We start from the raw sequence: 23,524 nt of genomic DNA on the forward strand, positions 1-23,524 counted from the left end.
ATGGGTGACTGATGCGAAGTTTTTTCGTAATCAGCAGAGTAAAATTCGAGTCGAATAAGACTAGAGAAAAGACGGGACTTAGGTGTACTGTAAAGTTTGATAAACAAATTTATTGTGTTATTCGTCCATGAAAAACGCAATAAATTCGCTTGTGAATTTGACACCGGCTGCTTAATGGGTGACACCGGCTGCTTAATGGGTGACACCGGCTGCTTAATGGGTGACACCGGCTGCTTAATGGGTGCCCCTAAAACCTGATCGCTTTGACTATATATGGTTTTAAAGTTGGTTTAAAGTTGCTTGAGTATATTATCCAAACCCGCTTTGGATAAGGCAACGGATTCCAATGGGGTTAAACCTTCAGGGTAGGTTTCCTGCTCAACGACAAACCATTCGGTTCCGCCGACAGCGATATTAGCTCGACTTAAATTCAACCAATCAATCATGTCTTGACCTATTATGGCTGAGTAGTTTTGAGGATTCGATTTTGGCAATACTATTTTGTAGTGGGTGGTTTTAGTGCGCCCTGGGTAGCGTTTTACATACTCTATCGGGTCTTTACCTGCATATTGCACCCAGCCAACATCGAGTTGTAGAACTACATCATCAGTCGTATTGCGCGCTAAGTAGTCCCAATAAGTTGCTTCTTCATAGTCAGCAAACTCTTGAGCATGATTGTGATAACCAATTTGCATGCCATAGGGTTTCAGTTTTTTAGCCAGTGTGTTTAAGTCATCAGCGGCTGCTTGCCTATTTTTAGCTTGCCATACCCGTTCTTCCCAAGGGTCAATTAATGTTTTTACGCCTATGGTTTGGTAAAAATTAACGGTTTTTTCAAACTGGCTACCTAACAATTGATCCATGCCAACATGAGCTGCACTGGCTTGTAAACCAAGTGAATCAAGAAAGGCTTTTAAACCTTGAGGATCTTGCTTAAATCGACCAAATTCGCCAGCAAATTCAACACCTTGAAAACCCATGCTGGCTAACTGTGTTAACGTACCTTCAAAATCACGTTTAACGGCATCTTTGACTGACCATAACTGCACACTGATTTTAGGCATAGTTGTGCTGTCATATTGTAAAGGCTTACTTGGCGTTACATGAGTTGATGATGAATGGGCAGGGTTTGAGTTAGATTGGCAAGCACTCAGCAAGAGACCAATGCCAATTGTACAACTAGTGGCTAATAGTTTTAGAGAAGGTGACATGTATTAATCCTTATTGGCAGCACAAGTTAATTATTAGTTGAATATAGGTTAAATATATTATGTAAAGATACGCAAGAGTGTTAAAAGTTAATCGGATCTCTATGCAATAATATCGGCGTTTATGGTTTTGGGTGTTAAATTGAAATAGCATGGCTGATAATATTTTAGAGCAACAGGCAGCGCTGCTGCAGCAAGCGGGGCTAGAGCAAATTTTAGGTATGTATGATTTGGTGCCCGATATTTTATTTTGGGTAAAAGATAATCGACATCGTTTTTTATTTGCTAACCAACTTTTACTCAGCCACGTAGGTTTAACTAGATTACAAGACTTGTTGGGCAAAACGGATTTTGATTTTAGCCCTCACTATTTAGCTGCTCAATACGCCAAAGATGATGAAAAAGTGTTAGCAGGGCAAATCGTTAATGAGCGATTAGAAATGAATATGTGCCTAGATGGTGAGATAGCTTGGTATCTGACCTCGAAGCGGCCTATTATCAATTCTCAATCTGAAATTATCGGCTCTTATGGCATTACACGCCATTTACAAAAAACTGCCAGTACTTTGTCAGGCATTAAAGCGGTTCAGCAGCCTGTTGATTACATACGTGAACATTTTCAATCTAATATCACAATTGAGCAACTAGCTGAACTTGTACATGTTTCGGTTAGTGCGCTTGAGCGTCGCTTTAAAAAACATCTTAAAAAAACGCCGTGGCAGTTTTTAACTGAAGTACGATTAGAGAATGCGCGGCGTTTGCTGGTAGAGACAGATTTACCAATCTCGCAAATTGGCTACGACAGTGGTTTTTCTGATCACAGTTATTTTGCCAAGCAATTTAAATTGTTTTTTGGTGAATTACCCTCGATATTTCGTGAGCAATACCAGAAAAAATTAGGCTAATCCTCTGCTGTAGGGAAACTGTATTGCCGTTTTACTTCGACAATTTGCACTTGATAACTTTCATACCATTGCTCTTGGCCATACTTTTGCGCGAGCAAGTGCATGGTATCTTGCTTCCATGCTTGTATAGATTCTTCATCTGGCCAATAAGATATGGCAATTTCTTGCGGCCCCTCAGTCGCACTCACAAAGTCCAAGCAGCCATATTGCTCAAACGCTAGCTTCCGCAGTTCGCTGGCTGCATTTAGGTAACTTTGATCTTGTTTTCCGACCTTGGCAATAAAAATAACGGCTAACATATTTAAACTCGTACTTTGTTTTATTGGCAGTTTACCCAATTAGCTGCATTTTTAAACATAGCTGGATAAAAATTTAAGGTTAATCTGTCATGTTCAATACCAGCTCATATGCCCAATCTTTGTAACTTTTCGTTTAACTCGTTTAAAAAATTATAACATCACTGATATTGGTATGATTGATTAATTGAGATTAGATGCTAGTATAAGGTTTATTGGTAATATCAATTGGTTTTATTTTTAGAGTGTATGATTAATTTTGGTAAACCAAGATTATTGATCACTCAAGTCAGATCAATAAATATAGAGAGACTTATGAAGCACATAACTCATCGTAAAACTGCACTTAGTATTTTGGTTTTAGCATCAGCCTCGCTAGCAGTTGGTTGCTCAAGTACGAGTGATAGCAAAGTCAATTCAACACCGGTAAAAAATAGTAGCGTTAGCGCATCTGTACCGGCAAGCAAGTTTGATTTAAGCCAGTGGAAGATCACTGTACCGTTAGATGAAGACAAGAATGGTAAAATTGATGAGATTGACGTTAAAGCTATCCAATCTTACTCTCACCCAGATTATTTTTACCTAGATGATAATGGCCATATGGTATTTGCTACGCCAAACAAGGCGACAACAACCAGCGGTTCGTCTAACACTCGTAGTGAGTTACGCCAAATGTTGCGTGGCGATAATACAAAAATTAAAACCAAAGGTCCTGGCAATAACTTTGTTTTAGCTAAGCACTCGTTAGCTAAACACTTTGCTGCCGTTGGCGGAAAAATGGAAGCCAGTTTAAAAGTTGATCATGTGGCTCGTCGCGCGGGTCATCCAGATAAGCCACCAGCTTACTCTGTGGTTGTTGGCCAAATACACGCAGGTAAAGACAAAAACCTGTTAAAGAAAACCAACAACTTGTTTGGTTGGGGTAATGAGCCAATCAAGGTTTATTATAAAAAGTGGCCACATCACGACACAGGCTCGGTTTTTTGGAACTATGAGCGTAACTTAGCGAAAGACGATCCTAACCGTACTGATATCGCTTATCCGGTATGGGGTAATACATGGAAAAACCCAGCTGATCCAGGAGCTGAAGGTATAAAATTAGGTGAAGAATTTAGCTATGTGATCAATGTGCATGAAAATGTGATGCATTTGGAGTTTAGTGCTAAAGGTAAGCCTACCGTTAAGTATTCAATTGACCTGACCAATAATGTAGATGCATACGGTAAAGTTGATGAGTTAGACAACCCACATGGTTACACATTAGATTGGAATTACTTTAAAGCCGGTGCCTACAATCAATGTAGTACTAAAGATGCCCCTGGCGGTTGGTATACCGCTTGTCCAGGAACTGGTGACTGGCAAACAGATAAAGCCAATGGTGATTACACTCAGGTAACCTTTACTCGTTTAAAATTGAGTGAAAGTACAGCGCCTTAAACTAAGCTTGTAATTGGTGAGTAAGCATTCGTTTACTCGCCAATAAAAGTGCTTGAGCACTTAAAAATAGTAGTAATAGCTCGCTCCAATATGCGAACCATCAATGGTTAAATAGCCATTGCCTATTTCATATTCAATTGAGGTGTAGCGAAATGTTACGTCTTGATGATAGTCAATTGAATAAGCCCCTTCTAATACTAAACCTGTCGCTGTATCTAATCGGGTTGTTCCACCACTATGGTTAAACTCTTCTTCATATTCTGGCGATATGTGTCGTGTAAAACCAGCAAAGGCAGTCCAATTTTCATTAAATTGATAGCCAGCTAACGCATCAAAAGTAATACGGTCAAACGTGATGTCGGCATTGGTCGCTGTTGCTGAATCAAAGTGATAAGCTAAATTGGCCTTGTAGCGAAAGCCGACTTCTTCATCGAGTTGGTTAGTTAGCGAACCGCCAAAAACAAGTAAACCACCTGCTTTTACTGTCGCGGTATCACCATTTTCGTAACGTAATCCACCGAGATCGTCACCACCGTAGGTTAAGCCAGCGTACACGCCAAACTTTAGGTCAGCTAATGCCGGTGTTGAGAACAAGCTTGCAGCAAGAGCGAAGCCGATTAATCTTTTCATATGCCATCCTTATGTTTTATATATTCCAGAAAAATCAGCCAGCACTGTAACAATCTTGTTATAAGAACGCGAGCATTATCACTTTAAAGAATATCTAGCTCATCCCAAATATCGTCAATTTTCTGTTTAACTTCTTCAGGCATTTCAATCGGCACACCCCATTCCCTGTCGGTTTCCCCTGGCCATTTATTGGTGGCATCCATACCCATTTTGGAGCCTAAACCTGATACTGGTGAAGCAAAGTCTAAGTAATCAATTGGCGTATTTTCAACGAAGGTAGTATCGCGGGCAGGATCCATCCGCGTGGTGATCGCCCAGATCACATCTTGCCAATCACGCGCATTGACATCGTCATCGCAGACAATCACAAACTTGGTATACATAAACTGGCGTAGGAAAGACCAAACACCCATCATTACGCGTTTAGCATGACCCGGATATTGTTTTTTCATAGTCACCACTGCGAGACGGTATGAACAACCTTCCGGTGGTAAGTAAAAGTCGACTATTTCAGGGAATTGCTTTTGTAAAATAGGCACAAACACTTCATTTAGCGCGACACCTAATACTGCAGGCTCATCCGGCGGACGTCCGGTATAGGTACTGTGATAAATTGGCTTTTTGCGATGAGTGATATGAGTCACGGTAAATACAGGGAAATCATCAACTTCGTTGTAATAACCGGTATGGTCGCCATAAGGCCCTTCTGGTGCCATTTCATCCGGTGCTATATAACCCTCAAGCACAATCTCTGCACTGGCTGGTACCTGTAAATCATTACTTATCGACTTAACCACTTCGGTATTATTACCACGCAATAACCCAGCAAACGCATACTCGGATAAGGTATCTGGTACTGGCGTAACGGCGCCTAAAATAGTGGCTGGATCTGCGCCAAGCGCTACCGAGACTGGGTAATTCTCGCCCGGATTGGCTTTTTTAAACTCTTGAAAATCTAAAGCGCCACCGCGATGTGACAACCAACGCATGATGACTTTGTTTTTACCTAAGACTTGTTGACGGTATATGCCGAGATTTTGTCGCTCTTTATTTGGCCCGCGGGTTACAGTTAAGCCCCAAGTGATTAATGGTGCGGCATCGCCCGGCCAACAATGTTGGATCGGCAACTTAGTTAAATCGACTTCTTCACCTTCCAGTACCACTTCCTGACACGGGGCTTTTTTGACTTGCTTGGGCGGCATATTTAACACCTGCTTATAAACAGGTAGTTTTTGCCAAGCGTCTTTTAAACCTTTAGGTGGTTCGGGTTCTTTCAATGTCGCTAGTAACTTACCGACTTCACGCAGTGACTCGACCGAGTTTTGCCCCATACCCATGGCGACTCGCTCAGGTGTGCCAAATAGATTAGCCAATACTGGCATATCAAAACCTTTCGGGTTTTCAAATAGCAAGGCAGGCCCGCCAGCGCGTAGGGTGCGATCGCTGATTTCTGTCATTTCCAAATAGGTATCAATCTCTTTAGTGATACGCTTGAGTTGGCCTTGTTTTTCAAGGCCAGCGATAAAATCGCGTAAGTCTTTATATTGCATGACAAATTCTTTTCAAAATAATTGCGCGCATTATACGCCGAAATATAGTCAAAGCGATCAGGTTTTAGGGGCAGGTTTCTAGTTCCAGACGAAACCTAAGTACTTACATCCATGTAAGTAAAGCCGTCAAAGCTACCGCGTCCTGCTCTCGCCCCTCGCTTAAAGCGCCTACTTTTGGTACCTGCATCCATGCAGGCAAGCTTCGAGACCCCATGAGCATATGCTCTACTATGTGATTGGGGCTGCCGCTCTAAATGGAAGAAAGTGGATTTAGGTAGTAGAACGACGCAGGAGCCACAGGTTTCCTGTTCCCGACGAAACCTAAGTACTTACATCCATGTAAGCAAAGTCGAGAGTAAGGGCTGACAATGAACCATAAGACTTGAGCGAGAAGACTATAAGTGTTTTTGATCTGAGCTTAGGTTATAACTTGCGCTTCTTGCCAAAAGGCATTGATTAATGGGTCAGATAGTTTCTTTTGTAAGCAACAGACACCCAAGGCAAAAGGATCGATCTTAACTTGGGTATTAAGCAATCTGACCTTATCCCGTACTGGACTATTTTCTATTACCACTTCGGGTGCAAAGCCTATGCCTAAGCCCAATGCCACCATAGAAACTATGGCTTCATTACCGGCCACTTTGGCATAAACATGCGGTTTAAATTGCATATGTTCAAACCACGTGTCGCTGCGGAATTTAGTTAGCCCTTGTTCGGCAACAATATAAGGTAAGTTAGGCCAGTCGATATCCGCTTGGTCAAGTTTGCCAGAAAGCTGACAACCTTTATCTGGGCCAATTAGCAAAATAGGTACACTATCAAAATCAGCAAAGGCAACATTGCTTGGTAAATTATCTGGCCGCGCTGAAATCGCAATATCGGCTTCGCCATTACTGACTTTATGAATAGCGGAGGCCGCGTCACCAGTAGCGAGGTTAATATCTATCTCCGGATGTTTAGCCGCTAAGCGATTAAGTATAGGTGGCAAATGCGAGTAGCTAGCCGTAACCGAGCAAAATACGGTGAGTTCACCAGTTAATTTGCGCTGGTCGGTTTGTGTATCTTGTTGAAACTGTAACCAAGCATCTAAAGTTTGATTGGCAAAGGTGCGATAGGCTCGCCCTTGTGGGGTGAGTTTTACCTTGCGGTTATCACGCTCAAACAGCGGTACCCCAGCTTCCAACTCAAGGCGCTGAATGGTGCGACTTAAAGTTGACGGGCTAACATGCATAGCCTCACTGGTTTTGCCAAAATGCAGGCTATCGGCGAGGTGTAAATATAACTGTAGAGATTTTAGTTCCATAGTTTTTTGTGGGTGAGGCTTTAGCCTTACGTTAGATGAACTAGCTTGCAGGTTCGTAAGCATAAATGCTCACCTACAACAAGTAGGCGAGCCTTTAGGCTTGCTTTTGTCGAGGCAAGCCTCGACCTACAAAAAACATTTCATAATGTGAAATACAGTCTTGCTAATATATCACTTAACGCAAAACTAAAGATAGTGTAGAGTGCCCAGCATCCCAAATTAGACTCAAATTTTTGTTTAATTTGGCTGAGTTTTTACAGAAAGATTTTATTACTGATCTGGCAGTGTGCGATATGTCGGATTAATTAACATTACTTTGATAGGAATTATCATGGGTCAAAATTATTTCAACACGCTTACTTTGCGTGAGCAGTTAGACCAATTAGGTCGTTGTCGTTTCATGGAACGTTCAGAGTTTGAAAACGGTTGTGAAGCACTTAAAGGTAAAAAAGTGGTTATCGTTGGTTGTGGTGCTCAAGGTTTAAACCAAGGTTTAAACATGCGCGACTCTGGCTTAGATATTTCTTACGCTTTACGTGGTGCGGCTATCGCTGAAAAACGTCAATCTTGGAAAAACGCAACTGACAACGGTTTCACTGTTGGTACATACGAAGAGTTAATCCCAGAAGCTGACTTAGTTTGTAACTTAACGCCAGACAAGCAACACACAGCTGTTGTTGGTGCGGTTATGCCTCTTATGAAGCAAGGCGCAACTTTAGCTTACTCTCACGGTTTCAACATCGTTGAAGAAGGCATGCAAATTCGTGAAGACATCACTGTTATCATGTGTGCACCTAAGTGTCCTGGTTCAGAAGTACGTGAAGAATATAAGCGTGGTTTCGGTGTTCCTACCCTTATCGCTGTTCACCCAGCAAACGACCCACAAGGTCACGGTTTAGAGTGGGCTAAAGCGTACGCTTCAGCTACTGGTGGTGACCGTGCTGGTGTTCTTGAGTCTTCTTTCGTTGCTGAAGTTAAGTCTGACCTTATGGGTGAGCAAACTATCCTTTGTGGTATGTTACAAACTGGCGCGATCTTAGGTTACGAGAAAATGATCGCTGAAGGTGCTGATCCAGCTTACGCTTCAAACCTAATCCAATACGGTTGGGAAACTATCACTGAAGCCCTTAAGTACGGCGGTATCACAGGTATGATGGATCGTCTATCTAACCCTGCTAAAATCGAATGTTTCGCTCTAGCTCAAGAATTAAAAGACATCTTACGTCCTTTATTCTACAAGCACATGGACGACATCATCACTGGTCACTTCTCTAAAACTATGATGGAAGACTGGGCAAATGGCGATGCAAACTTATTAAAATGGCGTGCAGAAACTGCTGAAACTGCTTTCGAGAAATCTTCATCTGAAGGCGTTGAGATCGACGAGCAAGAATACTTCGACAACAACATCTTATTCGTCGCTATGGTTAAGTCTGGCGTTGAATTAGCGTTCGAAGCAATGACTGAATCAGGTATCATCGATGAGTCAGCTTACTACGAGTCTCTACACGAAACTCCATTAATTGCTAACACTATCGCACGTAAGAAGTTATACGAGATGAACGTTGTTATCTCTGACACAGCTGAATACGGTTGTTACTTATTCGCTCACGCTGCGGTTCCACTTCTTAAAGATTTCGTTAACGATTTAGATCCAGCATTCATCGGTAAGTATGTTGCTCCTAAGTCTAACTCTGTTGACAATGCTTTATTAGTTAAAGTTAACGAAGAAATCCGTAACCACCCTGTTGAGTGGGTTGGTCAAGAGCTTCGTGGCTACATGACTGATATGAAAGCTATCGTTGATTCTTCAAAATAAGAATTAACCGCTTTATTGCTTTGAAGAGCCCAGCTATATGCTGGGCTTTTTTGTTTGCCCAGCGAAGCTGGCAAACCCGCTAGGTTGAAAGAAACCTAGATCACCCCGACTGAGGGGAAGATAATCCGAATCGCAAGGGCGTTATTGGCCAACGATAAGGTCTGAAGGAAGCGATAGGAAGTTAACAGTACGCAATGAAAATGAACCTGTTTCGGCAGTTTAGGTGGGTAAGTTTGCAAAATAGCACGAAGCCCGATACTCAGTCAGACCTAAACTGTGTTTGAGGGTGGCATTGTTAACAGGGCGTCAGTGCAGTAACTGGGGAAGCCTGGCATCTACTCCACTTATGTGTGGAAACATCAGTTCAAGAAGTGATTCGAGAATGATGTTGGTGTGAGGTGGCAGATGAACCCGTAGTAGTGATAAAGCCTCGGCCGATGAAAGCCAGTAATGGTGTGGAGGACAAAACCAAGGCGACCATTAGCGAAGAGTCTAATGGCATTTGTCAGTATCAAAAGTACGACAAATGGCGAAGGGGGGAAGTATTCTTTAAAGGTATCGAAAGCACAATTTTTTTTTTTGCAGAGGTTCATAAGCACCCTGACGAGGGTGGACACCGCAGACTGGAACACTAGGAATAGCGTATCTGGACTGACGGGTTGAATGTGGAGTAATGGTTAACCGCTCAGGCAGATTGCCGATAGGCTAGCACCCCTGAAGTTAACATGAAGCGTCAGCTCTGCAAGAAACAAAGTGACATTAGATACCGCAAGTCATAAGGCAATAGATGAAGGTATATTACAGTCTGTATAGTCGTATACTCAACGCAGATGCGTTATACAGCGCTTTCAAAAAAGTGAATAAAAGCAAAGGCGCGGCCGGAATAGATAGGCAGAGCCTGAGTGATTATGCATCTGATTTGGATAATAACCTGAATACGTTGCTAATCGAACTGCAAACGAAAACCTACCAGCCACTACCAGTCAAACGGGTAGAAATCCCGAAAGACGATGGAGGGATCAGGCTGTTAGGTATCCCCGCAGTGAGAGACCGTATAGTCCAGCAAGCATTAAAACACGTGCTTCAACCGATTTTCGACCCTGAATTTCATCCATCGAGTTATGGATACAGGCCGAAAAGAAGTTGCCATGATGCTATCAGCAAAGCGACGCTCTTTATCAGAGAGTACCGTCGTCAATGGGTAGTGGATATGGATTTGTCTAAATGCTTTGACCGACTCAATCATGAGTTGATATTAGCAGGCGTTAAACGCAGAGTGACAGATGGCAGTATTTTAAGGTTGATAAAGCAATTTCTAGACAGTGGCGTGATGATTGGTGACTTCTGGGAAGCGAGTGAAGAAGGCAGCCCGCAAGGCGGAGTGATAAGCCCGTTACTGGCGAACATCTACCTAGACGCATTTGACCAAGAAATGAAACGGCGAGGTCACAGGATAGTGAGATATGCCGATGATATTTTGATTTTATGCAATAGTCAGGCAGGGGCGAAGAACGCCTTACTCAAAGCGACCTTGATACTAGAAAAGGAACTGAAATTGACCGTTAATAGAACGAAAACGCACATTGCGCACAGTGGTGATGGTGTTAAGTTTTTAGGTGTTGAAATCGGTAGCCAATATACACGGATACAAGATAAGAAACTCAAACGGTTCAAAAGCAAAGTCAAAGAGATCACCAAACGTAATCAAGGACGGAATATTGAGAGTGTGATTAAGGAATTAAATCCAGTGGTGAGAGGCTTTGTAAACTATTTCAGAATTGCGAACTGCAAAAGGGAATTTGATAAGCTAGCAGGATGGATAAGAAGAAGGTTAAGAGCGATCCAATTGAAACAATGGAAACGGCCAGCGAAGTTACACAGGCGACTTAAGCAATTGAAGTATAAACCGCCATTTAAGTTCATCAAGATGAACTCGTGGCGCAATTCAGCGAGCCCATTGTCGAGCTTTGCGATGCCGAATAGTTGGTTCACAGAACTTGGCTTATTTAATCCTTCGGAAGTTAAAACGGGATGGCTTGTCTTAACCGACAAGATATGAAGAATACATGAGCCGTATACGAGGCCCGTACGTACGGTTCTGTGAGAGGGCTGAGGTGTAAACCTCACCCTACTCGATATGCCTGCTTTTTGTGTACTTTTGTAAAAACCAACAATTCCATAAATAAATTGAAACAAAACCTGACCTCATAACAATTTAGTTAGTAACGGGCTGGCTATGCCTTTTTAAAATAACAATTTTTAGCCAGCTTAAATTTTGTTACGGAGGTTTTGTGCGCTTACTTTCTCTTATTAAACCGGTTTGGTTGCTGAGCTTAATGGCTGGTATTTTGTTGGCTGCGGCTGCTATGTTGCCATTTGATGGTCAGCCCGGTGATGGATTGGCTCGTTTTGTTGGGCGTTTCCATGTTTTGCTGCTGCATTTCCCTGTAACTCTACTTTTACTCGCGCCGTTACTGTCTTTGGCCTCGCGTTTTAATTTTCTACCTAATGCTAAACCTTTTGTGCGCTTAGTTTGGTGGTTGGGTTCTATCGCCGCTTTTTTTACGGTTGGCATGGGCATGCTGTTAGCAGCTAATGAAGGGTACGCGTTAAACGAAGTGCGCGAGCATATGCTTGGCGGTATTTGTGTTGCATTGTTGGCATTTATTGCCACAGCTTTGTATGAGAAAAATAGCCAGTCTAAGCAAGATAAAATCAGACAAAACCAAGTTACACCCAACAAGGTTTGGTTTAACACTATTTATGGTTCGGTTAGTTCTGCTTTAGTTGTCGCTATTTTTATTGCCGCGCATGCTGGCGGTAATTTGGTGCATGGTGACACTTACCTAACACGCTTTGCTCCCGAACCCTTTGGTACTTGGTTGCGGCCTGAACAGGACGGATCGGCACTACAAGCAAGTCAATTAGCGCAAATTGACGATGCGCATTTTAATCAGAAAGTTCGCCCTTTGTTGGATAAATATTGTTTTGGTTGCCATGGTGCTGATACGCAAAAAGGCGGCATTCAACTCGATAATTTAAGCCCAGACTTTGTTAATAGCCATGATGCGCCGAACTGGCATGCCGCGCTAGATATGATCAACACAGGTGAAATGCCACCCAAGAAAAAGCAGCAACCGAGTGATGCAGAGCGGCGTATTTTAGTTGATTGGCTAACCGAAGGTATTTTGCTTGCTAAAGAAGCGAAGAAGGGCGAAAGCAAGCAAGTTATTCGTCGCTTAACTAAACAACAATACTCTAATACTTTGCAAGATTTGTTGGGTATCAATGTCGATTTTGCTGATCTGTTGCCAGATGATCCTTTATCGCATATGGGTTTTAGCAACAGTGGTGAATTACTCCAAAGTTCGACTCTGCACTTAGAAACGTTCGAACAAATCGCTAGAAATGCTTTAGACAAGGCGATCGACCCTGAACAAAAGCCCAAAGTGCATCATTACCGTATGGTGTTCGGCAAAGACCAAGGTATCGGCGAGCCGCATAGTTTATCGCGCGGCTATATGGATGTTCCGGTATCGACAAATGATTTTTACGTTGAAGTATTAAAGCAAGATGACGCGGAAGCTGCGTCTACGCCAGATGCGATTAAAAATGTGAAAAAGTATTTTAGCGCCAGCATGCGTGGCTCTTATGCGCAGCATTTTAAAACACAACAACAGGGTATTGATCTGTATTCGGCGACCCCGCATGTTGAGATTGTTAAATCGGGTAAGTATGGCACTTGGAATACGCCGTCGCCTAACTTATCCATGCAAATAAAGGATCATTATCCGCTCAGCGGTGATTTTATGATGCGGGTTAAAGCTAGCAAAGCGAATGCTTTTTCGGTGACATTGTCGGGTGTTGCGGCCACTCAAGCGATTCCACCTGCTATAACACTGGATAAGCACGGGCAACCTAAATTAGCTAACTCGGTTAATTTTGCGGCGCAAGTTAAAGCCAATTTCGCGGTTGAAGGTTTTAGTTTAGATAAACACAATCCGGAACTAGCCCGTCCAGAAAAGGGTAATGGGGTTAAAACCATTCAATTGCCGCTTAAATTGGCGCAAAGTCGTACACCGAATTTTTATCAAATAGATATGGTGCATGAAGGCGCGACTCAACCAAGCGAGTTTGAAGTCAGCCTTAATTATAAACACAGATTTAAGGTCAAATTACCAGCTGCTGCTAAAGCTCAGCAAGGCAAGCTAATGGTGTCGTCATTGGGTGTGGCATACATAGGTGGCCGTAATCATACCGTGGTGGTTAAAGGCACAGATAAAATCCCAGCGTTTACTGATGTTGTATTGACTAAGGTAGATGCAGATTCGGCTGTAGCTAAGCAAATGCCCCTAAAAACGGTTAACCATAAAATAGCACAAAACAATCAGCCTATTTTGATGCCTTACGTTGGTACGCGTACCGATGATGGGGTGGACTACAAGCACTTTGCACAAGGTCAAGTGGTTAAAGGTGAGGTTGGCGATAGCCAAGTTTATGAGTTTAAAGGCCGCTTAGAAAATCTACCCATTCCACCGCATGGCACTTTAGGTGACAACATTACTAGTAGTAGCCTTAAGCTTGGCGTTTGGAATGACGACAAGGTTAAAACCCAGCAGCAAAAAGGCTCAGTGATTAATGTGGAATATATTGAGTTTGAAGCGCCGTATTTTGAATCTTGGCCGACGGCCAGTCATCAGCAAATATTTATTGATTCTAATCTTGAACAGGGAAGCCAAGCGTATGCAGAACAAGTTATTCATGCCTTTGCTAATCGCGCATTTCGCCGTTCAGTAACCAAAGACGAATTGGCGCCTTACTTGGGTTTCTACCAAGAAATAGCTTCAGAATTCCCTCGTTTTGAAGATGGCGTAAAAGAAGCCTTGGTTGCCATATTATGCTCGCCAAACTTCTTATACTTGGCTGAACCCAACATAGAATCGCAACTAGCCGATACAACAACAGAAATGCCGAGTGCGGTTTCGCAATTCGCCGAGTTATTCGGTTTTAGTCAAGCGCAAGCGAGCAGTTCAAGCAATTCAAACAGTCAAGCGATTAGTGAATATGCGCTGGCCAGCCGCTTGTCTTACTTTATATGGAACTCCGCGCCAGATGCGGAATTATTGAAATTAGCCAGCCAAGGTGAATTACGTCAGCAATTGCCACAACAGCTAGCGCGCATGGTTGGCGAGTCAGATAAGTTAAATCGCTTTGTGAGTGTGTTTGCCAAGGAATGGCTGCGTTTAGACCGCCAGCAAATGATGACAGTTGATGCTGAAACCTTCCCTGACTACACGCGTTTTGTGAAGCAAGATATGGCTCAGGAGACGGTGCAATTTATTCAAACCCTTATTCAGCAAGACTTAACTGGCTTGAACTTAATTGAATCGGACTTTGCCGTACTTAATCAAAATCTAGCTGAGTTTTATGGCATTGAAGGGGTTAAAGGCAATACATTCCGCCAAGTGCAATTAGATGACTCACAACCGCGTGGTGGTTTATTAGCGCAAGGTGCGTTTTTAACCGGTCATGGCGATGGTGTGCATAGCCATCCAGTTAAACGCGCAGTGTGGTTAAAGTCGAAAATATTGGGTGACGAGCCTCCACCACCGCCGCCCAATGTACCTGAGTTGGATCCTGAAACCCCAGGTTTTGAAAAACTAACATTGAAACAGCAGCTTGAGTTACACAGAGATAAAGATTCGTGTCGAGATTGCCACGCCAAGATAGATCCTTACGGTATCGTGTTTGAAAACTATGATGCAGTGGGCCGTTATCGCGCTGAATACAAAGGTGCGCCGGTCGATTCGCTATCAGTGTTGCCAGACGGTGCCGAAGTGGCCGGTTTACAAGAGATAAAAGCGTATTTGCTCAATGAGCAGGCTGATAAGGTGATGTTGTCTTTGACCAAGCACCTGTTTGCCTATGCATTAGGTAAAGATGTGAGCTTTCATGATGATGCCGAATTAGCAGCTATTTTAGCCGCCGCTAAAGATGAAAATTATCGTATGCAAAGCTTGTTATTGGCGATAGTGACAAGCCCTTCGTTTAACCAGTCTTAGCCAACAAAAGGAGAATTATAATGAAATCGGTTCGACCATTTAGACTTAATCGTCGCAGTTTTATTCGCGGTGTCGGTGTTGCCGCCTGTTTGCCTTATTTAGAATGTATGGCTAGTTCTGGTTCGATTACACAACCCGGACAAAGGCTAACAGCACCTAAGCGTATGGCTTATGTATATGTACCCAACGGCGTTGGCTTACCTGGCTTAGATTCACAGTACAAGCAATGGCATTGGTTTCCCGAAGGCGAAGGCAAAGATTATCAATTTACCAATGTGTTAAGTTCACTAGAAAAACATCGCCAAGATATTTCGATTATTGGTGGCCTAAGCCATCCAAAATCACGCAAACTGCTAGGCCATATTGCCGGTGATACTTGGCTAACCGGCGGCGATGTGCGTGGCGATTATAAGAATACCATCTCGGTTGATCAATTTGCTGCCCATGTGAAGAAAGATAACACGCGCTACCCTTCATTAATTTTATCGGCTGACGGTGGGGTTGGTTTTAAATCTCGCGCATCGACTTTATCGTTTGACAGTCGTGGTCAAGCCTTACCATCAGAGCATAGTCATCGCCAGATCTTTGAGCGCTATTTCTCGGTTAATGGCCAAGGTGCTAGCCAAGAACGTAAGCAAAGTTTGCATCGTAAACGTAAGATCGTCGACCTGATTTTAGAAGACTCAAAGCGTTTGCAACAAAAACTAGGCGCAAACGATAAACTAAAAATCGACGAGCATTTAGCCTCACTCAATAGTTTAGAAGAACAAATTCAACGTAACGAAGCTTGGTTAGATATTCCGCTAAAAGACTTTAACGCTGATCAGTTGGATTTAATGGTGGATGCTAAGGTTGATCCGCAAGCTTATATTCGTTCAATGTTTGACCTAATGGTACTGGCCTTTCAACTCGATTTAACTGAAGTGATTAGCTACATGATTTCGCGTGAAGACGGTATGGGCTTTGGTGAAGCTTACCCCAAACTGGCATTGGGCATTAAAAAAGGCCATCACAAGATTAGTCATGACAAGTCGGATGGCCATTGGGTTAAGTGGGGACAATACGACCAATGGTTAGCCAGCCAGTTTGCTTATTTCATTGACCGCATGAAAAACACTGAGGACGAATTCGGCTCGTTGTTAGATAACACGCAAATTCTCTATGGCAGCTGTTGTAGTACCACGCACAATGCGCGTAATTATCCGTTGATATTAGCCGGCGGTAAAAATATGGGATTACAACACGGAAGTTATGTAAAGTTTACTGATAAAACACCATTATCAAATTTATTTGTTAATATGTTGCAATCTGCTGATGTGCCAACCCATAAATTCGCCGACAGCAGTGAAGATATGAGCGGTATGGAGCGCTTATTTAAGGCTTAAGATAATAATCGAATTACCTTCAGACTGAGCGCGAAGCAGTCGAAGTCTTGATACTCATCCAAATTCTATAGCTTCGACAAGCTCAGCTTGAAGATTTTAAATACTTTGGGATGAGATTTTTCGCAACACAACAATTTCAATAACTAGAGAATAACAATGCAAACAGATGCAACACTACAACAAGATGAAGAGTCAACAACGTCTATAGAGACGACCCGCAGTTCAGCTAAAAAAACACCTATTATTCAACCTGGCCTACTGGTGCCATTTGCTTTAATTACAGCTTGTTTTGCCTTATGGGGGGCAGCTAACAATATGACTGATTTGCTAGTACCTGCCTTCCAAAAGGTACTAAGTATGACGCAGTTACAGTCATCATTTATTCAGTCTGCATTTTATGGCGCTTATTTTGTCATGGCACTACCAGCGGCTTTCTTAATTCAAAAGTTTAGCTACAAGAAAGGTGTTTTAACCGGTTTAAGCATTTATGCGCTAGGTGCTTTGCTATGTTATCCCGCTAGCCAAGTAATGAGTTTTGAAATGTTCTTACTGGCATTCTATGTATTTGCTTCAGGTTGTGCGATTTTAGAAACCGTAGCGGCACCTTATATTATGTCGATGGGGCCAGAGGAAACCGGCACGCAACGGATTAACTTGGCACAAGCCTTTAACCCAATTGGCGTATTAATGGGCGTATTCTTAGGTAAAGAGGTTATCCTAAAAGGCTTAAATTCGGCAACCAGCAATTATTGGTGAAGCTGTATATGCAAGCACTGATGGCCTTTTTACTGTTATTTTGCCAAGTTAAGCCATCTTAGATTGGTGGGACCCATTTAATCTCTATGCTTCGCGCAGGGGTGAACCTATGCTTCAGCATCCTTTATTCACAATTTCTCTACTTAAGGTCGATAATAAGCTTCCTCTGTAATTTCATGGTCTGTGAGTAGATGAGTCATTAAATCTGCCCATGAATCAAACAAAACATACCGGATTGTGACTCTGAAGTTTTCCCATAAAAAACGCTTTGAACCGTACTCTTGCCGACACTGTTGGTACGCTCCATCTGTCAATTCAAAGATTTGATGGTAGAAAAAGGCAAGCAAGGTCAGTAGGTACATGTTGTAACTTAAATTCTCGTGGCCATGACCGTAGTTATGTTCAACTTCATACCCTTGGTTTTTAAGGCTGTTGAAGCATTCGTTTTCTATTTTCCATCGACAGCGCCCTGCTTTCGCCAACGCAATCACATTGTCTTTATTTATCTCAATGTCACTGACCCAGCTACCAAGATATGTCTGTTTACCCTTTTTGATTTGCCGATATTCTAGATAATTGACATGGATACTCTTTTCGCCACCATGAAGTGGCACATCATTTTGCCAACTAAATTGGTGAGTCACGTCTTTTTCATCTGTGTATGACTGACTAGATAGTGACTCATAAGCCGCTAACCAGTCATACAGGTACTTATGGTCATCTTTCTTTGCCATAAATAGAAAGCTAAACCCTTCTGCCAATGTCGATTCGATTAAGGGTTGTTTCGACATTAAACCGTCACCGCAAATAATAAAGGATTGACGAGGGTGAGCTTTTTTCAGCCTTTTTACAAAGCGCTTAGCCGCATTCATTTCACAGTCTTGTTTTTTCGCACCGTCTGTATTTTTTATGGCTTCAGGCATAACCGGAATAACCTGTCGCTGACTTGGATGCATAATGGCACCTTGTAATACCGCATGGTTATAGGTGATTTCGCCATTACGATGTTGCTTCGTTAGGCAGCCGTCACAGTGGACACTTTTGGAGCTGTGGTATTGAGTTCCATCAATGGCACAAAGGAGTTTACCAGGTAGCACTTCAAAGCTTTGTAAGTGATGATGACGTCTAAGTCGTTCAAAGTAATCTTTAAAAACCGGTGCAAAGCATTCACTGTCTATGGTATCCAGAATGTCTTTCATCTGGTTGTCTTTGGGCGTCTCTTTGATACGAAATAGGGTATTTAAATTACTTCGTTGATACTTTCTCTCTAGTCTTTTTTGGAATTGAACCAGCGAAGGGTCTTGAAAATACATACAAGCAAACGCACTCATGACTGTATCGTGAAGGGTGTACGTGCACTTGCCTTGTTGACGAGGATCATCAAAACTTTCAATATGCGATGACATGGCTTTTCGCAACGCATCGAAACTAAGGTGCTTTTTACTTTTCGTTAAAGAATTCAAAATTATGCAAGCCAATTAATTATGGTATTAGCATGCAACACTTAAATCATTTTGTCTGTGATCTTTTTCCACACTTGTTGTGATCGATTGACCTATCTCGACAAATTTAGCGCGAAAACTTTATTTTTTAGTCCCTTGTAAACCTTGAATTCCTTGGCGTTGTGTATTTACCAATAATTGCTGTTCGGCAACCGAAGCTGAACGTGCCAGTATGGCTGCTGACCAGTTGGCCGCCATTCAAGGTCAAGAATTAGGTAATGTTGTCACCGCCTATCTGATTGTCGCTTTAGTGGCTTTAGGTTTAGCGGCTTTAATTTTGTTTACTAAATTCCCTGCAGGTAAGTCGAGCGATAATTTTGGTGAATTAAAGCAAGCCTTTGGTCGCTTAAAGCAAAACGCTAACTGGAAGTTTGCCGTGGTCGCGCAATTTTTCTATGTCGGCTGTCAGATCGGTGTTTGGACTTACGCTATAAAGTACATTATGGACAACCACGCGGGTGTAACGACCGAAGCACAAGCCGGTGACTATGTGTTCTATGGCTTATGTGTATATGCCGCTTTTCGTTTTATCTGTACTGGCTTAATGAGCTTTGTTAGCCCAAGCAAATTATTGTCTATTATGGCAATTATTGCGATAGCCCTTATTTCGACTGCTATTTTTATTGGTGGTGAAATCGGGACTTATGCATTACTCGGCAGTTTTACTTGTATGTCACTTATGTTCCCGACTATTTACGGCTTAGGTTTAACCGGCGTTGGCGAAGATCGTAAATTAGGTGGCTCATTTATTATTATGGCTATTCTTGGCGGTGCGATATTGGTGCCTTTACAAGGTTGGGTGATTGACGTTACCGGCAGTGTAAACGTGAGTTATTTAATTCCGTTGACTTGTTTTAGCATAGTACTAGGCTTTAGCTTATTCTCACGTAAGTATTTAAAGCAGTAATACACCTAGTTAAAGATATATAGGGTATATGTGAAGTTAATAGACTTCACACTGAGCTTGTCGAAGTGTTTATATTCTCAAATATATAGAGGCTTCGACAGCTTCGCGCTCAGCCTGAAGTATTTGTGCTTACATAGTAATTTTAATATTTCATAGATTATTGAATTTTAAGTTTTAAATGGATAAACAACACGCACTATTCGCCGCCTTTATTCGCCAATATCAAGCTGGTTTGCGAGCGTTTGTGCGTGGCTTAGGCGTGCAAAGCCATGCGGTTGATGATATCGCCCAAGAAGCCTTTTTAGTGGCTTATCGCCAACTCGATAAATTTGATCAAGATTTAGATTTTGGTAATTGGCTGCGCGGCATTGCGCGTAACATTGTACGGAATGAACTACGTAAAAATGCCCGGCAAAACCGCATAATGGATGAAAGCTTAAGCCACTTTCTGATCAACGAATTTGAGCTTAACTACGAGCCATCGGATTACGATGGCGACGAAGTTAAAGCCTTAACCGAATGTATAAGCGGCCTACCCGATAAGAGCCGCAGTTTGATCGTCAAAAAATACTCAGAAGAACAAAATACTCAAGCATTATCAGAACAATTTAATATGACGGCTACAGCTATACGATTAGCGCTAATGCGCATTCGTAACAAGCTTAAAGCCTGTGTTGATTATAGGTTAGGTTATGAGTAGTAATAACGACAGCCAAAAACGTTTTGATGAACTCCTGTGTTTAGTGGTGGAAGAGCAAGCCACCACTGAGCAAATAACTGAGTTGTTAGATATCGCCGAGCATGATGCTGAACTTAAGCACAAGTTAAAAGCGCAACTCGAAATTGACTTTTTACTCAGTCAAGTTGAACAGACTGAGCAAAAAGCTAATGTATTTGTCGACGCGGTGTTGCAAGCTTCAGCATCGGAATCCCAAATTAAAGACTTTGAAAAACAAGTGATTGGCGCGATCCAAGCAGAAGCTGATGCCGCCAAGCAACAAGCGCTAAGACAAGAGCAACAAAATCAAACGCCAATCGACAATAAAGTCGTATATCTACCTTGGGCCATATCGGGCTTTAGTATGGCTGCTTGTGTGCTTCTGTCGGTATTGTTTTTCTTTTATGGTGGCCGGCCAATTACGGTAGCACCCATGGCGCAAGTGCCCGTTGTCGAGGTTGAAGATAACGGTGTCGCCGTTGTGGTTAACACAGTGGCGAATAAACGAGACTACCGCATAGGTCAAACCATATCACCGGGTAAACTCAAAATTGAGCAAGGCTTTATGGAATTGGAATTCTATAATGGCGCGCAACTGAAAATTGCAGGCCCTGCTGAGCTTGAAGTGATTAGCGCACAGCGCGTGAAGTTACTTAGCGGTAAAGTGATGACAGATGTACCGCATGTGGCCATTGGTTTTACCATTGATACGCCCAACTCTGAAGTGGTCGATTTAGGCACGGCGATTGGTGTATCAGTCGATGAAAATGGTCAATCGCAAGTTCACGTTTTTGATGGCTTAATTGAAGCGGTTGATAAAGACGGTAATAAGCAACAGATTGCTAAAGGTGAAGCTTTAAATATAGATGCCCCAAAAATGAGCGAGTGGCAGCAAACTAAAGCCAAAGCCGGACAATTTTCAGAGTTTTCTGAAATTGCCGATCTCACAGTGTTTGCGATTGATCAAAAGCATCAGCGCTGGTTAGAAATGCGAGACTTGATTATTCAAGAGCCAAGTTTGGTGGCCTATTACGATTTTGAAAAAGACAGCAGTAAACCCAGAATTTTAAAAAATGTCGCCAATACCAGTGAAGAGTTTAATGGTGCTATTGTCGGAGCAAAATGGGCTGCAGGGCCTTGGCCAGGCAAATCGTCACTGGATTTTAAACGTTCAAGTGACAGAGTGCGGGTTGATATTGATGGACGCTTTGATGAATTTACCCTAGCGGCTTGGGTGAAAATTGATAGTCTTGATCGCACCTTTAGCGCTTTGTTGTTAACCGATGGTTATCGCCCCGGTGATATGCATTGGCAGTTAGGCCAGTTTGGTCAATCGCGCCATGGTTTAATTGTACTCGGATTGGCGGCTACGCTGGAACAGAAAGGGGCTTATAAAGGGCGTAACTATAATTACGCCCCATTTTTCTCGGTTGCTGATTCCGGTACTTGGTATCACTTAGCAACATCGGTCAGCCAAAACAGCAAAGAGGTAAAAACCTACATTAACGGTGAACTCGTTAAACGTCAGCCACTGCTTTATTTTTCTGATTTTTGGCGTATCGAGAAAGCTAATATAGCCAACTGGAATAGCAAAAAAAACGCCAACCCATTGCGTAACTTAAATGGTAGTATGGCTGAAATGATGATTTTCTCGCGTGCCTTAGGTGATGATGAAGTGGCACAGATAGCGTTGAAGGATTAACCTCTAATGTTTTGGAAAATATTGGGCTTTATTCTTTAGACCAACCTTGGGTAAATAAATGTCTCAACAAAACGCTATCAAATCTTGGGATGGTAAGTCCAAAGACGATATTCAAGCCATATTTGCTGAATACTCTGCCCAAGACGACTTTATCTATTCATTAATTTGTGGTTTAACAGAGCCTGAAATTCAAGATGGCGCTTCGTGGTTGCTTAAACATTTTCTTGAAGCGAAAAAGAAGCCAAAGAACAACCATTTAAACCCAGCGCAAACTCAGCAAGTTTTATCTACTTTACACCAGCTAAATACTTGGCCATCACAGCTGCATATATTGCAATGCTTACCCTATCTGACATTAGATAAAAACAGCAAACAATCACTAGCAGCCTTTATTCGTTTGACCATGCAAAGCGACAATAAAATGGTGCGCGCGTGGGCGTATAATGGTTTTTATCTACTAGCACAAACATTTACTGAGTACCAAACTGAAATGCATGACTGCTTAACCTTAGCGCTTAACGATAAAGACGAAGCCGCGTCGGTTAAGGCTAGGATCCGTAAACTCGTTTAAACTTGCCTAATTGATTAGCAAACGATAGGCTAAGCGTAATCACTCAGTAAATGGAATTTTATTATGCGGACGTTAGTTTTTGTCTTATTTGCTTCCACACTAATGATGCCCAACGCACACGCCAACAGCTTTCGTTCAGGAGTATTAGAAGGCTTCAAAGAAAAGTGTTTAGCCCGTTATAAAAATAAAGACATTGATGAAAATAAAGCCATAGAGATTTGCCAATGCGAAACTAAAGTACTGGATGACAACAATAGTTCTTGGGATTTTATCGTTCTAGGGGTTAAATCCGCGATAGGCTCCGATGTTAAAAATACGGAAAAGGCGAAAGCAATACGCAAAGATATGGCGAAGTGTCGCCAACCGAAAAACAAAAAGACCGAACCTCAAGCACCAAAAAAAGATGAGCGAGTTTAACCTTAGTAAATGCTCGCTAGATGGTGGTTTAGCCGACATTGAGCAGACGTGTTTAAGAAAGTTTTATTAAAGTGCCCGTTTTGTATAAAAAATAAACACAAACAGCTATTTGTTAAATGATTTTCTAACCTAGTTCATTGCAGGATAGTTGTTGTTAGTTTTCCAATACAAATTTGATCAACTTATTCAGAATTCGATTATTCGGGAATTTATAAATGTCGATAACTTCGCCTAAAGTACGAGAAATTGAATTGATAAAAATGGAAAAATCGCCGTCTGATCTGATCAATGTCAGGTGAATGAAAAGGTGCGGACGATAATTGACCTTTGCAAAGTAGGTTGCCCAGAGCGCAGCG

Annotated in this window: 18 protein-coding genes; 12 read left to right on the forward strand and 6 right to left on the reverse strand. The window is 42.3% G+C overall.

The annotated features are described in order from the left end of the window. Positions 1-290: 290 nt before the first annotated feature. Positions 291-1,211: a sugar phosphate isomerase/epimerase family protein gene (locus tag C2869_RS09530; RefSeq protein WP_108602718.1), complete on the reverse strand. Its 921-nt coding sequence runs from the start codon at positions 1,209-1,211 to the stop codon at positions 291-293. A 149-nt stretch (positions 1,212-1,360) separates the two neighbouring features. Here C2869_RS09530 and C2869_RS09535 point away from each other — a divergent pair, with 149 nt between their 5' ends. Further along, positions 1,361-2,113, forward strand: a complete 753-nt coding sequence (locus C2869_RS09535; protein WP_108602719.1) for an AraC family transcriptional regulator — start codon at positions 1,361-1,363, stop codon at positions 2,111-2,113. Here C2869_RS09535 and C2869_RS09540 read toward each other — a convergent pair. Beyond that, a complete protein-coding gene (locus tag C2869_RS09540) occupies positions 2,110-2,412 on the reverse strand; it encodes an antibiotic biosynthesis monooxygenase family protein (RefSeq protein WP_108605025.1) in 303 nt (100 codons plus the stop codon). The genes C2869_RS09535 and C2869_RS09540 overlap by 4 nt on opposite strands. A 312-nt stretch (positions 2,413-2,724) precedes the next feature. Between C2869_RS09540 and C2869_RS09545 the strand changes: the two genes are divergently transcribed. Then, positions 2,725-3,846 (forward strand): polysaccharide lyase family 7 protein, encoded by a 1,122-nt coding sequence (locus C2869_RS09545; protein WP_108602720.1) that lies wholly within the window; start codon positions 2,725-2,727, stop codon positions 3,844-3,846. 60 nt (positions 3,847-3,906) lie between these two features. Here C2869_RS09545 and C2869_RS09550 read toward each other — a convergent pair whose 3' ends face one another. The 3 genes from C2869_RS09550 to ilvY form a co-directional block, all read right to left on the reverse strand. Beyond that, positions 3,907-4,476 (reverse strand): outer membrane beta-barrel protein, encoded by a 570-nt coding sequence (locus C2869_RS09550; RefSeq protein WP_108602721.1) that lies wholly within the window; start codon positions 4,474-4,476, stop codon positions 3,907-3,909. An 83-nt stretch (positions 4,477-4,559) separates the two neighbouring features. After that, entirely contained in the window at positions 4,560-6,026 is a 1,467-nt protein-coding gene (gene ubiD / locus C2869_RS09555) for a 4-hydroxy-3-polyprenylbenzoate decarboxylase (RefSeq protein WP_108602722.1), read from the reverse strand. A 418-nt stretch (positions 6,027-6,444) separates the two neighbouring features. Continuing rightward, positions 6,445-7,329, reverse strand: coding sequence for an HTH-type transcriptional activator IlvY (ilvY, locus tag C2869_RS09560; protein WP_108602723.1), 885 nt, complete (start codon positions 7,327-7,329; stop codon positions 6,445-6,447). Between the two features lie 331 nt (positions 7,330-7,660). Here ilvY and ilvC point away from each other — a divergent pair, with 331 nt between their 5' ends. From ilvC to C2869_RS09590, 5 genes are all read left to right on the forward strand, one after another. Further along, positions 7,661-9,148 carry a ketol-acid reductoisomerase gene (ilvC, locus tag C2869_RS09565; RefSeq protein WP_108602724.1) on the forward strand — a complete coding sequence of 496 codons (1,488 nt, stop codon included), beginning with the start codon at positions 7,661-7,663 and terminating at the stop codon, positions 9,146-9,148. A 787-nt stretch (positions 9,149-9,935) separates the two neighbouring features. Continuing rightward, a complete protein-coding gene (gene ltrA, locus C2869_RS09575; RefSeq protein WP_108602111.1) occupies positions 9,936-11,207 on the forward strand; it encodes a group II intron reverse transcriptase/maturase in 1,272 nt (423 codons plus the stop codon). Positions 11,208-11,439: 232 nt separating this feature from the next. After that, positions 11,440-15,210 carry a DUF1592 domain-containing protein gene (locus tag C2869_RS09580; RefSeq protein ID WP_228710807.1) on the forward strand — a complete coding sequence of 1,257 codons (3,771 nt, stop codon included), beginning with the start codon at positions 11,440-11,442 and terminating at the stop codon, positions 15,208-15,210. Positions 15,211-15,230: 20 nt separating this feature from the next. After that, positions 15,231-16,595, forward strand: a complete 1,365-nt coding sequence (locus tag C2869_RS09585; RefSeq protein ID WP_108602726.1) for a DUF1552 domain-containing protein — start codon at positions 15,231-15,233, stop codon at positions 16,593-16,595. 156 nt (positions 16,596-16,751) lie between these two features. Beyond that, a complete protein-coding gene (locus C2869_RS09590) occupies positions 16,752-17,351 on the forward strand; it encodes an MFS transporter (protein WP_228710808.1) in 600 nt (199 codons plus the stop codon). A gap of 143 nt (positions 17,352-17,494) precedes the next feature. On the opposite strand, the gene C2869_RS09595 is transcribed toward C2869_RS09590, so the two are convergent. After that, positions 17,495-18,757: a hypothetical protein gene (locus C2869_RS09595; protein WP_108601012.1), complete on the reverse strand. Its 1,263-nt coding sequence runs from the start codon at positions 18,755-18,757 to the stop codon at positions 17,495-17,497. Positions 18,758-19,025: 268 nt separating this feature from the next. Here C2869_RS09595 and C2869_RS09600 point away from each other — a divergent pair, with 268 nt between their 5' ends. From C2869_RS09600 to C2869_RS09620, 5 genes are all read left to right on the forward strand, one after another. Further along, positions 19,026-19,760 (forward strand): MFS transporter, encoded by a 735-nt coding sequence (locus C2869_RS09600; protein WP_199915643.1) that lies wholly within the window; start codon positions 19,026-19,028, stop codon positions 19,758-19,760. Positions 19,761-19,938: 178 nt separating this feature from the next. Beyond that, entirely contained in the window at positions 19,939-20,460 is a 522-nt protein-coding gene (locus C2869_RS09605; RefSeq protein WP_108602727.1) for a sigma-70 family RNA polymerase sigma factor, read from the forward strand. Beyond that, complete coding sequence (locus C2869_RS09610) at positions 20,453-22,180, forward strand: LamG-like jellyroll fold domain-containing protein (protein ID WP_108602728.1); 1,728 nt, start codon at positions 20,453-20,455, stop codon at positions 22,178-22,180. Before C2869_RS09605 ends, C2869_RS09610 begins: the two co-directional genes overlap by 8 nt. Positions 22,181-22,238: 58 nt before the next feature. Then, the gene (locus tag C2869_RS09615; protein ID WP_108602729.1) at positions 22,239-22,751 is read left to right on the forward strand and encodes a hypothetical protein; all 513 of its coding nucleotides are present in this window, start codon (positions 22,239-22,241) and stop codon (positions 22,749-22,751) included. A gap of 63 nt (positions 22,752-22,814) precedes the next feature. After that, positions 22,815-23,168: a hypothetical protein gene (locus tag C2869_RS09620; RefSeq protein WP_108602730.1), complete on the forward strand. Its 354-nt coding sequence runs from the start codon at positions 22,815-22,817 to the stop codon at positions 23,166-23,168. Positions 23,169-23,524: the final 356 nt, after the last annotated feature.

The organism is Saccharobesus litoralis (assembly GCF_003063625.1).
In the GTDB taxonomy this organism is placed as follows: Bacteria; Pseudomonadota; Gammaproteobacteria; order Enterobacterales; family Alteromonadaceae; genus Saccharobesus; species Saccharobesus litoralis.

What these genes read in the sequence shown, in the direction of transcription:
- C2869_RS09530 (WP_108602718.1), bottom strand. Translation starts at nt 1,211, where the DNA reads ATGTCACCTTCTCTAAAACTATTAGCCACTAGTTGTACAATTGGCATT.
- C2869_RS09535 (WP_108602719.1), top strand. Translation starts at nt 1,361, where the DNA reads ATGGCTGATAATATTTTAGAGCAACAGGCAGCGCTGCTGCAGCAAGCG.
- C2869_RS09540 (WP_108605025.1), bottom strand. Translation starts at nt 2,412, where the DNA reads ATGTTAGCCGTTATTTTTATTGCCAAGGTCGGAAAACAAGATCAAAGT.
- C2869_RS09545 (WP_108602720.1), top strand. Translation starts at nt 2,725, where the DNA reads ATGAAGCACATAACTCATCGTAAAACTGCACTTAGTATTTTGGTTTTA.
- C2869_RS09550 (WP_108602721.1), bottom strand. Translation starts at nt 4,476, where the DNA reads ATGAAAAGATTAATCGGCTTCGCTCTTGCTGCAAGCTTGTTCTCAACA.
- ubiD (WP_108602722.1), bottom strand. Translation starts at nt 6,026, where the DNA reads ATGCAATATAAAGACTTACGCGATTTTATCGCTGGCCTTGAAAAACAA.
- ilvY (WP_108602723.1), bottom strand. Translation starts at nt 7,329, where the DNA reads ATGGAACTAAAATCTCTACAGTTATATTTACACCTCGCCGATAGCCTG.
- ilvC (WP_108602724.1), top strand. Translation starts at nt 7,661, where the DNA reads ATGGGTCAAAATTATTTCAACACGCTTACTTTGCGTGAGCAGTTAGAC.
- ltrA (WP_108602111.1), top strand. Translation starts at nt 9,936, where the DNA reads ATGAAGGTATATTACAGTCTGTATAGTCGTATACTCAACGCAGATGCG.
- C2869_RS09585 (WP_108602726.1), top strand. Translation starts at nt 15,231, where the DNA reads ATGAAATCGGTTCGACCATTTAGACTTAATCGTCGCAGTTTTATTCGC.
- C2869_RS09590 (WP_228710808.1), top strand. Translation starts at nt 16,752, where the DNA reads ATGCAAACAGATGCAACACTACAACAAGATGAAGAGTCAACAACGTCT.
- C2869_RS09595 (WP_108601012.1), bottom strand. Translation starts at nt 18,757, where the DNA reads ATGTCATCGCATATTGAAAGTTTTGATGATCCTCGTCAACAAGGCAAG.
- C2869_RS09600 (WP_199915643.1), top strand. Translation starts at nt 19,026, where the DNA reads ATGGCTGCTGACCAGTTGGCCGCCATTCAAGGTCAAGAATTAGGTAAT.
- C2869_RS09605 (WP_108602727.1), top strand. Translation starts at nt 19,939, where the DNA reads ATGGATAAACAACACGCACTATTCGCCGCCTTTATTCGCCAATATCAA.
- C2869_RS09610 (WP_108602728.1), top strand. Translation starts at nt 20,453, where the DNA reads ATGAGTAGTAATAACGACAGCCAAAAACGTTTTGATGAACTCCTGTGT.
- C2869_RS09615 (WP_108602729.1), top strand. Translation starts at nt 22,239, where the DNA reads ATGTCTCAACAAAACGCTATCAAATCTTGGGATGGTAAGTCCAAAGAC.
- C2869_RS09620 (WP_108602730.1), top strand. Translation starts at nt 22,815, where the DNA reads ATGCGGACGTTAGTTTTTGTCTTATTTGCTTCCACACTAATGATGCCC.